9 protein-coding genes are annotated in these 12,463 nt (G+C 60.1%); 8 read left to right on the forward strand and 1 reads right to left on the reverse strand.

Going from position 1 to position 12,463, the window contains the following annotated elements; all coding sequences use genetic code 11:
* The first annotated feature begins 15 nt into the window (after positions 1–15).
* The 4 genes from AB3X99_RS13630 (at position 16) to AB3X99_RS13645 (ending at position 4,595) form a co-directional block, all read left to right on the forward strand.
* The gene (locus AB3X99_RS13630; RefSeq protein WP_368617202.1) at positions 16–885 is read left to right on the forward strand and encodes a MaoC/PaaZ C-terminal domain-containing protein; all 870 of its coding nucleotides are present in this window, start codon (positions 16–18) and stop codon (positions 883–885) included.
* 54 nt (positions 886–939) lie between these two features.
* Complete coding sequence (locus AB3X99_RS13635) at positions 940–2,148, forward strand: acyl-CoA dehydrogenase family protein (protein ID WP_368602283.1); 1,209 nt, start codon at positions 940–942, stop codon at positions 2,146–2,148.
* 9 nt (positions 2,149–2,157) lie between these two features.
* Positions 2,158–3,291: an acyl-CoA dehydrogenase family protein gene (locus AB3X99_RS13640; RefSeq protein WP_368617203.1), complete on the forward strand. Its 1,134-nt coding sequence runs from the start codon at positions 2,158–2,160 to the stop codon at positions 3,289–3,291.
* Positions 3,292–3,365: 74 nt separating this feature from the next.
* Positions 3,366–4,595, forward strand: coding sequence for a cytochrome P450 (locus AB3X99_RS13645; protein ID WP_368617204.1), 1,230 nt, complete (start codon positions 3,366–3,368; stop codon positions 4,593–4,595).
* 68 nt (positions 4,596–4,663) lie between these two features.
* On the opposite strand, the gene AB3X99_RS13650 is transcribed toward AB3X99_RS13645, so the two are convergent.
* Positions 4,664–5,323, reverse strand: a complete 660-nt coding sequence (locus tag AB3X99_RS13650; protein WP_069266531.1) for a TetR/AcrR family transcriptional regulator — start codon at positions 5,321–5,323, stop codon at positions 4,664–4,666.
* A 1,374-nt stretch (positions 5,324–6,697) separates the two neighbouring features.
* Here AB3X99_RS13650 and AB3X99_RS13655 point away from each other — a divergent pair.
* The 4 genes from AB3X99_RS13655 to AB3X99_RS13670 all read left to right on the forward strand — a co-directional run bounded on the left by AB3X99_RS13655 (position 6,698) and on the right by AB3X99_RS13670 (position 12,455).
* Positions 6,698–8,395, forward strand: coding sequence for a DUF1302 domain-containing protein (locus AB3X99_RS13655; RefSeq protein WP_256094873.1), 1,698 nt, complete (start codon positions 6,698–6,700; stop codon positions 8,393–8,395).
* A 14-nt stretch (positions 8,396–8,409) separates the two neighbouring features.
* Positions 8,410–9,759: a DUF1329 domain-containing protein gene (locus tag AB3X99_RS13660; protein ID WP_069266532.1), complete on the forward strand. Its 1,350-nt coding sequence runs from the start codon at positions 8,410–8,412 to the stop codon at positions 9,757–9,759.
* A 144-nt stretch (positions 9,760–9,903) separates the two neighbouring features.
* Entirely contained in the window at positions 9,904–11,265 is a 1,362-nt protein-coding gene (locus tag AB3X99_RS13665) for a DUF1329 domain-containing protein (RefSeq protein WP_176732938.1), read from the forward strand.
* A gap of 125 nt (positions 11,266–11,390) precedes the next feature.
* Entirely contained in the window at positions 11,391–12,455 is a 1,065-nt protein-coding gene (locus tag AB3X99_RS13670) for a YCF48-related protein (RefSeq protein ID WP_342947373.1), read from the forward strand.
* Positions 12,456–12,463: the final 8 nt, after the last annotated feature.

Genomic DNA, 12,463 nt, shown 5'->3' on the forward strand with positions numbered 1-12,463 from the left:
CTACAGGACACCCTCATGCTGAACTACGAAGTCGTCAAGAACTGGCCTATCGAAGATGTTACGCAGACGTACAGCGAACGCGACGTCATGCTGTATTCGCTGGGCCTTGGCCTCGGCGGAGACCCATTGGACGCAGACCAGCTGCGCTACGTCTATGAAAAGGACCTGCAGGCAATGCCGACTTGCGCGGCCGCGTTCGCGTGGCCGAAATCGTGGATGCGCGATCCGCGTACGGGCATCGACTACCTGAAGCTCGTGCACGGTGAGCAGGACGCCCGTTTCGTGCGGCCGATGCCGGTTGCCGCGACCATCGTCAGCAAGACGCGCGTGAGCCGCATCTCCGATAAAGGCGCGGGAAAGGGTGCGATCGTCGAGCTCATGCGTGACATCATCGACGTTTCGAGCGGCGAACAACTCGCCGAAGTCCGCCAGGTGTCGTTTCTGCGTGGCGACGGCGGGTTTAGCGCGGAGTCGGGCGTGAGCGATGTGCCGCCCGAAGCGCTTCCGCCGGTGCCGGAGCGCGCGCCGGATGCGGAATACGTCTTCTCCACCGGCGCTCATGCCGCGTTGATCTATCGCCTTTCGGGCGATGCCAACCCGCTGCACGCGGATCCTGAAGTGGCTTCGAAGGCGGGTTTCAGCCGCCCCATTCTGCACGGCCTCGCGACCTATGGCATGGCGGGCTACGCCGCGATTCGCACCTTCGCCGGCAACGATGCCACCCGTCTGAAGCGGCTCGCCCTGCGTCTGACTTCGCCGGTTTATCCGGGCGAAGAAGTGCGTTTCCAGTTCTGGAGGGATAGCGACACCCGCCTGCATTTGCGCGCGCGTGTTGACGCGCGCGATGTGGTGGTGCTGAACAACGGCATCGTGGAAATTGCCTGAAACCGCGCCTGGCAGCGCCAACGCGACTTGCCGGGCAGCGACTGGAGCCTGACGATGGACCTGAGAGAAAGCCCCGCCGAGAAGGCGTTTCGCGCCACGGTGCGGGAATTCGTAGCGACGCATTTGCCTGACGACATTCGTGATCGCGTGCTGAACTTCCGCCATGTGCCGCGCGAAGACTACGTGCGCTGGCAACGAATTCTGGCTGGAAAGGGTTGGGGCGCCCCTGCATGGCCCACGCAATTCGGCGGCGCCGCCTGGAATGCCGCGCAGCGCAATATCTTCGACGAGGAATGCTTTACCGCTGGCGCGCCGCGCCAGATGCCGTTCGGCCTTTCGATGGTCGGACCCGTGATCCAGAAGTTCGGCACTGCGGCGCAGCGCGAGCGCTTCCTGCCGCGCATCGTCTCGATGGAGGACTGGTGGTGCCAGGGTTATTCCGAGCCGGGCGCGGGTTCCGATCTGGCCTCGCTCAAAACGCGTGCAGAGCGTATCGAGCGTGACGGTCAATCGTTCTATGTCGTCAACGGCCAGAAGATCTGGACCTCGTTCGCGCAATGGGCGAACTGGATTTTCTGTCTCGTTCGCACGGACGGAAGCGGACGCCCGCAGGAAGGCATCTCGTTCCTGCTGATCGATATGTCGACGCCCGGTATCACGGTCAGGCCGATCCGCACGCTGGACGGCGGTCACGACGTCAACGAAGTGTTCTTCGACAACGTGGAAGTGCCGGTGAGCAATCTCGTCGGAGAGGAGCATCGCGGCTGGTCGATCGCGAAGTATCTGCTCGGACATGAGCGAACGAATATCGCCGGACTTGGCAACTGCAAGCGCTTCATGCGGCGTCTCAAGGAGATTGCGAGCACCGAGCGCAAGCACGGCAAACCGCTCATCGAGGACGTGCGCTTTCGCGATCGCATCGCCAAGGTGGAAATCGATTTGATCGCTCACGAATGGTCGCTTCTGCGCGTGGTCTCCGCCGAAACCGCAGGGCGCCCCATCGGGCCGGAAGCCTCGGTGCTGAAGATCCGCGGGTCGGAGATTCAGCAGGAGCTCACCGAGCTGATCATGGAATGCGCAGGCCCCTATGCAGTGCCCTTCGTAAGCGAAGCGCTGGAGGCGGACTGGCGCGGCGAAACCGCGAACGGCGAATTGCTCAACGCGCTGGCCGCGCACTACCTGGACTGGCGCAAGATTTCGATCTACGGCGGTTCGACCGAAGTGCAGAAAAACATCATCGCCAAGCAGGCGCTCGGCATCTGAGGACACGCCATGGACTTCACGCTGGTTGAAGAGGAACAGATGCTGGCCGACGTGGTCGGTCGTTTCGTCGAAAGGGAATACGACTTCGAGGCGAGGCGTCGTCTCGCCGCCACGCCGCAGGGCTGGTCGGATGCGCACTGGTCCACGCTCGCCGAAATGGGCGTGCTCGCGCTGAACGTGCCGCAGGACCACGGCGGGCTTGGCACGGGCCCGGTCGAGACTATGCTCGTGATGGAAGCCTTCGGCCGGGGACTCGTGCTGGAGCCGTTCGTTTCGTCGGCTCTGATCGGCGCGAAGCTCATTGGGCGCGCGGGACACGAGGCGCGCAAGGCGGAGCTGCTGGCCGGCATCGCAGACGGCAGCCTGAAGACGGCGCTTGCAACGCTCGAACCTGGCGCGCGTTTCGATTTGTGGAACGTCGCGACGAGGGCCGAGGCAACGCGCGACGGGTTCGTCCTCGATGGCCGCAAGGGCGTCGTGCTGCACGGCGACTGCGCGGACATTCTGCTGGTCTCGGCGCGCACGGCAGGCGAGCAGGCGGACAAGCACGGCATCACGCTTTTCGCTGTCGATGCGCGCGCGCAAGGTGTGAGCGTCAAGGGGTTTCCTGCACTGGATGGCCAGCGTGTCGCGGAAGTGGTGCTGAACGGGGTGCGAGTCGACCAACAGGCGGTGATCGGCGCGATCGATCGAGGCTACCCGTTGCTCGAATGGGCTGTCGATCAGGGCATATTCGCGCTGTGCGCCGAAGCCGTGGGCGCGATGTCGCGGCTGAGCGAACTGACTTTCGAGTATCTGCGCACACGCAAGCAGTTTGGCTCGCCCATCGGCAAGTTCCAGGCGCTGCAGCACCGCGCCGCCGATATTTTGACCGCGGTGGAGCAGGCGAAATCGATCGTCTATTTTGCGGCCGCCAGGCTCGGCGAAGACGATGACGTTGCCGCTCATCGCGCTGTGACCGCCGCGAAAGCGCTGATCGGGCGCAGCGCGCGCTTCGTCGCGCAGCAGGCAGTGCAGCTTCACGGTGGGATGGGCATGACGGACGAGCTGGCGGTGGGTTGGTATGTAAAGCGCCTCACCTGCATCGACATGACGTGGGGAAACACCGAGCACCATATCGAGTTATACGGCGCGTTCCTGTAACCGCGGCTCGACGGCAACAAGAACGATTCATTCGACCGCGTAGAGCGGTCAATTCGAAGAAAGGAGACAACCTTATGTCAGCAACTGGCCATGGCGTGACTCCGGAGCTGGCGCCGGTACCCGCGCACGTTTCGCCGGAACGGGTATTCGATATCGATATCTATCACCCGCCCGGCGCAGAAGACGACTACCATCTCTCGCTCAAGAAGCTGCACGCCGAAGGGATTCCCGACATTTTCTGGACGCCTCGCAACGGCGGGCACTGGATCGCCACGCGCGGCGACGACATCTATCACATCCTGAAGGACTACGAGAACTTCTCGTCGAAGCAGCTCACCGTTCCCCTGGTCGAGCATCAGCCGTTGCCGCCGATCTTCTTCGATCCTCCGCAGCATACGGCGTATCGTGCGTTGATCGCGCCCGCGTTCATGCCGCAGGCGATCAGCAAGCTCGAAGAAAAAGCGCGCGAAATGGCGATCGAGTTGATCGAAGACTTTTACCCGAAGGGCGAAGTGCAATTCGTCTCTGGGTTCGCGCAGCATCTGCCGATCGGCATTTTCATGAACATGGTGGCGCTGCCCGCCGAGGATCGCGAGTACCTCCTGAGTCTCGCCGACAAGATGGTGCGCCCGGTGGACGCCAGGGAGAAGCTCGGCGCGCTAGGCGCAATCTTCCAGTACCTGGGCGTGAAGATCGCCGAACGGCGCGCGAATCCGGGAGACGATCTCATCAGCAAGATCGTGAATTCAAAAATCGACGGGCGAGCCTTGACCGACGAGGAGGTTCGCGGTCTGTGCGGACTCGTGCTGATCGGCGGCCTCGATACCGTTGCGTCCGCAATGGGATTCATCGCCAGTTTTCTGGCCGGCAGTCCCGCGCACCGCAAGCAGCTCATCGACAATCCCGAACTGACCCAAAAGGCCGTTGACGAGCTATTACGGCGTTTCCCGGTGGTCAACCAGGGTCGGCGGATCACTCACGATTTCGAATATAAGGGCGTGCGGCTCAAAGAGGGAGACATGATCATCATGCCGACCACGCTGCATGGCCTCGACGAGAGAAAATTCGACGATCCGCTTACCGTCGATTTTACCCGGCCCACGCCGATTCATTCGACGTTCGGCAATGGTGCGCATCGTTGTCCCGGCTCGTTCCTTGCGCGCGTGGAACTGAAGGTTTTCCTCCAGGAATGGCTTAAGCGTATTCCTGACTTCCAGATCAAGCCAGGTGAGAAGGCGGGTGTCCACGGAGGGGTGAACGGCACGCTGTACCACTTGCCTCTTGTGTGGAAAGTCGCCGGCTGAGCGTCCACATCTGCAGAAGGCGGTGCGCGCAGACCGCTACCCGTGCTGCGCGCACCTGAACTTCAGATTCATGGAGACGCTTTGCTCAGCGCACGCCAGACGACCTTCATGGCGTGACGGAATGAATCCCGCTCGGGTGTATTCGTCCCCGACCGGCGAAGAAAGACGACCAGACCTTGCAGATGGGAAAGAAGCAGGGCGCCACGCAGCGTACATTCCGCCGACGCCAAGGTTGGGTTGATTTCCGCGATCAGTTCCGCGAGAAGAACCTGGAAATCCGCAGTGGATTTGGCCATCAGGGCATGGAGATACGGTTCGTGTTCAGCCAGGCTCCAGGTTTCCAGCACAAAGGCGCTAACGCGATTGCCGCCGGGTGCCGTCAGCACAGAGAATGCCTCTTCGACGATCATGTCCAGCCGGGCCTCCGGTGGCCGGTGTTTGTCCTGCGTGATCGCCTGATAGTGTTCGAAATAGCGATTCGTGAATGCCTCTATCGTGGCCCGCAATAGTTCTTCGCGGGTGCTGAAATAGTGCTGCAGGGTCCTCAGCCGGATGCCTGCGTCGCTGGCGATGCGGCGTTGCGTGAATCCAGCGTTGCCTTCCGATGCGAAGACTTCGATCGCCACTTCAATGATGGCTGGCACACGTGTAGATCTGTTCCCTCGCCGCCGAGGCGCGTCTGCTGCCGGCTTGTCGAGGTCTGCCGATGAGATGGTCAGGTCTTTCATCTGTTGTGCTCTCCTTGGCGTTTCCTGTCCCTCTCGCGCGCGTTGTAAGGGCGAGACGAACAAGACTGGCAACTGTTCCCGCCCCCGATAGGTACGTCTTCCGATTCGGCTCGGACGGCGGCAAGTTTGATCTGATGATACTGCTAGTCAGGCGACGAATAAACGGTAGTCCGACGACTAATTGATTCCAGATCACATGCGGCTCTCGCCCCGTAGCATCACCCATGCTACTAGAAAATAGGGTGGACTTGTCCATACCGGCATTTCCCCTGGTACGGTTGAATCTTGATAATGGGTCTGCTGACTACTAATATTTAGTCAGTAGACACATTTGCGTCCAATCACACGGATCCTTTCGCGACGGCAACCGGAGCACGAGGAATCCGGGTGTCTGGGCTGACTGGTGAGTGCCTCCATTTGCACTCGTGAGTGTGATCGTCAGAGGCGCGCACAGAGCGGTTGAAGGAGCAGGGCATGAAACTTGGAGAAAGTTCTTTGCGTGCGCTCATCGAAAAATGGTTCGCGCCCTCTGCGACCACCCCGGTGCACGTGACCCGATATAACTTCGCGAATTCGAGCCAGACGAGGTGTGTGCTCGCACGGTCATCCGCCTCGGAGGGGGGGCTTTCGATCTTCTTCTTTCGGCATGACGATGGGGCCTGGCGCGTGTTCCCTCCTGCTCCCCGAAAACCAGCAATGCACTCTCGCGCAGGAACGGGGTAGCGGATCACGAAAGTCGCGGCCGACAGCCGGCATATATGGAAGGACTGCCAAGGAAGACGGCCTGGTCCCGTAAGCGCTTCGGTCGCTCGTGCAATTCTTCCTCCGTTCACCATTGAATCGACAGACTAAACGCCGCCTCTTCCATGACCGGTACCGCGTACCGCTTTGGGTCGGCGGTACCTGGCCGCGTCCGGCCTGCATGTCGATTGATGAACCGCCGCCGGGTTGTTGCAGCGAAAGCTCCCATAGATCGCATCGCCAACCCGCACAGGCGAGGCGAATGCCCCGCAAATGCGAGCGCCGCCAACACGCGTGGGCACAACGCGCGCGCGCCGTATGCAGTCGGCGCCACTTGGCCGAGGCATGCATGTACCGAGTTAAGCCGATGACAAAAATCGAACCCTCGTTTACCCAGGTTTGTGAACGGCGTTCGAGAAAATGTACCGCATAGGGGTGAGCGAGCGTTGACAGTCAGGTTTCGAGCGTTTATCTTTGCGAACAGCATTCGCATTCTGGTGATGCGCTTGGGGGACCCCGAGACGCGATGCTGACGAGGTAGGGAGGCCGGTTTCGCTTCATAGCTAAAAGTCTGCGGCAGTCCAACGGCCTTGGCCTTTTCTGCGGCAGTTCGACAAAGAAAAGAGGAGACGCATGAAAATGAAGAGCCTGAAGCCAAGTGCGATCAGCCTTGGCGTGCATGCAACCTGTATCGCGGCGGCTTGCGGGTTGTGGAGCGCGAACGCCAATGCATTTCACTTCGATGTGCCGAACCCGGACATCGACATGGAATGGGATAACACGGTGCGTGCGGATTACGACATTCGGCTTCAGAACCCGGATCACTTCTACACGAACAGTCCGACCTACGACGAAGGTGATCTGTCGACGCCGAGGTTCAGCACGATCCAGGCGATGCTGAACCTCTATAGCGAGTTCGATTTCAAGTACAAGGAGACGTCGGGCTTCCGCATCAGTATGGATGCGTGGTACGACCCGACGTTCAAGAATCACAACACGAGCAATCCTGCATTTCCGCCGAACTATCCCAACAACGAGTACACAAGCTACATCAAGAAGTATTACCAGGGACCGAGCGCCGAGTTGCGTGATGCCTTCGTGTTCAACACCTTTGACCTCGGCGGGCATTCTGTCAACGTCAAGCTAGGCCGTACGGCGGTAACCTGGGGGCAGTCGGCGTTTGCTACGCTGGGCGGCGCCAACTCGGTGGCGATTGGCCAGGCGCCGCTGGACCTGATGAAGCTGACGCAGAGCCCGAGCGCATCGCTGAAGGAAATCGTGTTGCCGACGGCTCAGGCTGACGTGACGACGAACATTACGGATACGATCACCCTCGGGGCGCAATACACCTTCGAGTGGAACCACGATCGCCTGCCAGAAGGCGGCACCTATTTCGGCGGTGCGGATCCGATTCTCTATGGGCCGCCGGTGGCCAGTTACACGACGATTCCCGGACTGGGCACGTTCGCGATTCCGCGTGTACCGCCGACCAAAGGTCAGATCGGTGATATCGGTCTTGACGGCAAGTGGCGTGTTGATTCGCTGGCAACCACCTACGAACTGACGTATCGCCACTTCGCCATGAAGATGCCTTGGGCGGCCGTGCTCGTGCCGGGCGCGGGGCCGCAACTCTTCCCGGGCACCAATCTGCCGGGCGTCACGGCGAAATACGGCAACGACGTCAACCTGATCGGTCTGGGCTTTAATAGTGCTATCGGCAATGCCGCCGTGGCTGGCGAAGTCTCGTACCGCTGGAACATGCCGCTCAATGCAGTCAACACGACGACGGTCAACGACGCGCCGACCGGCCGTACGCTGCATGGTCTTTTGAACGTTACGCAGTCGTTCGGCAAGTCGCCGTTGTGGGACAACATGTTCCTGCAGGCGGAATTCTCGTTCAATCAGTTGTTGAGCGTGCAGTCGAATGCGGGAAATTTTGCGAATTCCAGCTATGACACCACCGGCCAGTGTTCGGCATCGGGCAATTCTGCATTCAATAACTGCTCGACGCGCTTCTGGGCCGGTCTCGGGATCGGTGCGAGCCCGCAGTGGTATCAGGTATTCCCTGGGGTCGACCTGACGATGCCGCTGTTCGTCAATCTGAACCTGAAGGGCTACTCGTCCGTTATCTCGCCGGCCGCCGAGGCACAAGGCCAGAATACGTTCGTGGTCGGGCTCGACTTCACAATCTACAACAAGCACGAGGTGGACATCACCTACACCTATTACATGAACAAGAAGGGGTACTCGACGGCGGGCGCCGCAACCGCTCTCGGCGCGCCGTACAGCGACAAGTCGTGGCTCGGCATCACGTATCAGACGACGTTTTGATAATGGAGACAGCTGTGAAAAGATTCCCAAAGCTTCTTAAGGCGCTTGCGGTTCTTGCGGCAATCTGGGCTTCGCCATACACGCTAGCCGCCGATAGCGGATTGACGCCGTTTGGCGCCGAGATCGCAGGAAACAAGGACGGGACAATTCCTGCCTATACCGGGGGCATCACGCAGGCTCCGGCCGCATTCAAACCGGACTCAGGAAAATGGGCGGATCCGTTTCCCGGTGAAAAACCCATTCTCCAGATCACGGCACAAAACTACGAGCAATACGCGGACAAATTAAGTGCGTCGGAAATCGAATTATTCAAGCGCTATCCGACTTACAGGATGGATGTCTATCCGACTCACCGCAGCGTTTCGTATCCCGACTGGTATTTGGAGAACTCCACCAAGAACGCTCAAACCGCGAAGCTTGAAAAGAACGGCCTTTACCTATCTGGAGCATTTGGCGGAAAACCGTTTCCGGTGCCGAAGAATGGGCAGGAAGCGTTGTGGGACTGGGAGTTGCGTTACGTCGGTACGCTCCAACGCAATAACGTGAAAACGTGGTTGGTGGACTCGAGTGGTACGCCGATCCTTGCGGCGCAATTCAAGAGCTCGCTCTATTACCCGTACTTCGATATCAAGAAGGAGGATGAATTCCGGAAAAAAGCGGGCCTCGCAAACTGGTATTACGTGTACAACGACTACGCGGCACCGGCGCGCTTGATTGGCGATACGACCCTCTTCTGGTACTTCATGGATACGGCGGATCATGATCAGCAGTCCTGGGAATACAACCCGGGGCAGCGTCGTGTGCGGGTGGCGCCGGACCTAGCCTACGATACGCCGAACCCCGGGTATTCGGGGGCAATCACGATGGATGACATCCAGTTGTTCTATGGACGGATCGATCGCTGGGACGCCAAGCTCGTGGGCAAGAAGGAGATGTACATCCCGTACAACGACTACAAGCAGCAGTATGAAACGCCGGCGAGCAAGATCCTCACACCGCATTTCGTCAATCCGGATCACGTACGCTGGGAGCTTCACCGTGTGTGGGTCGTTGACCTGAAGCTCAAGTCGGGTGCGCGCCACGTCTACGGCCGCAAGATGCTCTACCTGGATGAAGATGGCGGTGGCGGGATGATGGACGCCTACGACCAGTCGGGCAAGCTCTATCGCGGTGGATTCGAGACGACGGTGCCCGCCTACGACTACAAGGTTCCGTATTCGCTCGGCAACTGGTTTTACGACTTCAATAGCGGCATTTACATCTTCGGCAGTCACCCTGCCGAGACGCCGGGGATTCTCTTTAACGTGAGCTTCCCGTCCGACTACTACACACCGGAACGCATGCAGTCTGCGGGTGTGCGCTAATTGCCTGCCGATGCAGGAGTGAGGTAATTAGTAGCGTCCTGCGTGGCCCCGCCGGGCAGGACGCTTCGGCAACGAAGTTCTACATGGGTGTTGGGTATCGAAAGTAGCGTTGTTGCTTTTGGTTCTGAGTTAATCAGGAAAGGGATGGTGAAGGCTTTGAAGAAGCACCTGATGTTGATGAAGGCGCTCGCATTTGCGGCGGCTGTTTGCATGGCGCCGATGGCTGGCGCGCTCGAGAACGGGATGACGCCATTCGGCGCGCAAATTGCCGGCAGCAAGGACGGGACGATTCCTGCGTACACGGGCGGAATTACGCAGGCGCCGGCGGGTTTTAAGCCCGACTCGGGAAAGTGGGCGGATCCGTTTGCCGGTGAGAAGCCGACGATGCAGATAACGGCGCAAAACTACCAGCAATACGCCGACAAATTGAGTGCCAGTTCGCTCGAGCTGTTCAAGCGCTACCCGACGTACCGCATGGATGTTTACCCGACGCACCGTTCCGTCTCGTACCCGGACTGGTATCTGGCGAACTCGGAAAAGAATGCGCAGAGTGCGAAGCTCGAAAAGAACGGTCTGTTCGTGGCAGATGCATTCGGCGGAAAACCGTTTCCTGTGCCAAGCAATGGGCAGGAAGCGATGTGGGACTGGGAACTGCGCTACGTCGGTACGGCGCAGCGCAACAACGTAAAGACGTGGCTCGTTGACACCAGCGGCACGCCGATCCTCGCGGCGCAATTCAAGAGTTCGATTTACTACCCGTATTTCGACCTCAAGCAGGAAGATGCATTCAAGAAGAAGGGTGGCACTGCCGTCTGGCAGTACATCAACAATGATTTCGTAGCGCCGGCGCGAATGATTGGTGATACCACGCTTTACTGGTTCTTCACGGACACTGCGGATCACGACCAGCAATCGTGGGAGTACAACCCCGGTCAGCGTCGCGTACGAGTCGCGCCAGACCTGGCCTATGACACTCCGAACCCCGGCTACTCGGGCGCGATCACGATGGACGACATTCAGTTGTTCTACGGGAAGATCGATCGCTGGAATGCGAAGCTGATCGGCAAGAAGGAGATGTACATCCCGTACAACGACTACAAGCAACAGTACGAGACGCCTGCGAGCAAGATCCTGACGCCGCACTTCGTGAATCCCGACGATGTGCGTTGGGAACTGCACCGGGTGTGGGTTGTGGAATTGACGCTCAAGCCGGGCTCGCGCCACATCTACAGCAAGAAGACGATGTACTTCGACGAGGACGGCGGCGGCGGAATGATGGACGCGTACGACCAGTCGGGCAAGCTCTATCGTGGGGGCTTCCAGACCACGGTGCCTGCCTACGATTACAAAGTGCCGTATTCGCTGGGCAACTGGTTCTACGACTTCAATAGCGGTGTGTATATCTTCGGAAGCCATCCGGCCGAATCGCCGGGCGTCTTCTTCAATAGCAGCTTTTCGCATGACTTCTTTACGCCGGAGCACATGCAGTCAAGCGGTATCCGGTAGCAGGCGGTAAAGCAGTAAGCGCAGCAAACTTGCAGTGCCGGTTCGACCCGGCACTGCACGCCAAAATTACATAAAGCCCAGGACAGTTCGCGGAGTCGATCGGCAGTAACTGTGAAGGAGACGCAATGCGCAATACCATGTTTCGTTGGCTCGCCCTGGTGGCGGCAGCAGGCCTCGCGAGCAGTGCGGTTTATGCGGGGTTTGCCGACCCGATGCACTCGCCGGCAATCACCAACCCACGCGCTGCACACGAACCCGTGATGGCCGTTGCCCAGGCCGGCCAGCGACTGGTCGCGGTGGGGCCACGCGGCGTCATTCTCGTCTCGGACGACGACGCGGCGCACTGGCGCCAGGTGAACGTGCCAGTGAGCGCCGATCTTGTTGCGGTGACCTTCAAGTCCTCGACGCTGGGCTGGGCGGTCGGACACGATGGGGAAGTGCTCCACACGGCCGATGGCGGCAATACCTGGACGCGCCAGCTTGACGGCGAGCAGGCCGCGAAGCTGATGACCGACTATTACGCGCAGCAGCGGGGCGATTCGCCGGACTTGAAGGCCTCGCGCGAGGAGGCCCAGCGCTTCGTGGCCGACCAGGGCGGACGTCCTTTCCTCGACGTCTGGTTCGACGACGAGCGCTCGGGCTGGGTCATCGGTTCGTTCAACATCATTTTCCATACCGAAGACGGCGGCAAGAACTGGGTTCCATGGTTTGACCGCGTCGACAACCCGGACGCCCTGAACCTGCATGCGATGCGGCGTATTAACGGGACGCTCTATATCGTGGGCGAGCAGGGGCTGCTGCTCAAACTCGACCCCGACAGGCAGCGCTTCGTTGCGATGTCCTCGCCGTCGAAGGGCAGCCTCTTCGGACTCGCCGCGGCGGGCAACGCGATGGTCGTGTACGGCCTGCTCGGCAACGCTTACCGCTCCACCGATGGCGGCGCCACCTGGAGCAAGATCACGCTGCCGACCGGCGCGAGCATCCTCGCCTCAGCCGAGCTCCCGAATGGTCGTCTGCTGCTGGCCACGCAGGCCGGCGAACTGCTCGAGAGCACCGATCAGGGCGCAACGTTCCACACACTGGGCGCGAGCCAGCCGGGCGGGGTCTTCGCCATGGCGCTGCGCGACGACACCGCGGTGCTGGCCGGCGCAGCAGGCCTGACGCGCGTCACATTGGCGAAGTCGCAATAAGGGGGAGC

It is taken from the genome of Paraburkholderia sp. BR10882 (genome assembly GCF_040948855.1).
Lineage (GTDB): Bacteria > Pseudomonadota > Gammaproteobacteria > Burkholderiales > Burkholderiaceae > Paraburkholderia > Paraburkholderia nodosa_A.

What these genes read in the sequence shown, in the direction of transcription:
- AB3X99_RS13630 (WP_368617202.1), top strand. Translation starts at nt 16, where the DNA reads ATGCTGAACTACGAAGTCGTCAAGAACTGGCCTATCGAAGATGTTACG.
- AB3X99_RS13635 (WP_368602283.1), top strand. Translation starts at nt 940, where the DNA reads ATGGACCTGAGAGAAAGCCCCGCCGAGAAGGCGTTTCGCGCCACGGTG.
- AB3X99_RS13640 (WP_368617203.1), top strand. Translation starts at nt 2,158, where the DNA reads ATGGACTTCACGCTGGTTGAAGAGGAACAGATGCTGGCCGACGTGGTC.
- AB3X99_RS13645 (WP_368617204.1), top strand. Translation starts at nt 3,366, where the DNA reads ATGTCAGCAACTGGCCATGGCGTGACTCCGGAGCTGGCGCCGGTACCC.
- AB3X99_RS13650 (WP_069266531.1), bottom strand. Translation starts at nt 5,323, where the DNA reads ATGAAAGACCTGACCATCTCATCGGCAGACCTCGACAAGCCGGCAGCA.
- AB3X99_RS13655 (WP_256094873.1), top strand. Translation starts at nt 6,698, where the DNA reads ATGAAAATGAAGAGCCTGAAGCCAAGTGCGATCAGCCTTGGCGTGCAT.
- AB3X99_RS13665 (WP_176732938.1), top strand. Translation starts at nt 9,904, where the DNA reads ATGGTGAAGGCTTTGAAGAAGCACCTGATGTTGATGAAGGCGCTCGCA.
- AB3X99_RS13670 (WP_342947373.1), top strand. Translation starts at nt 11,391, where the DNA reads ATGCGCAATACCATGTTTCGTTGGCTCGCCCTGGTGGCGGCAGCAGGC.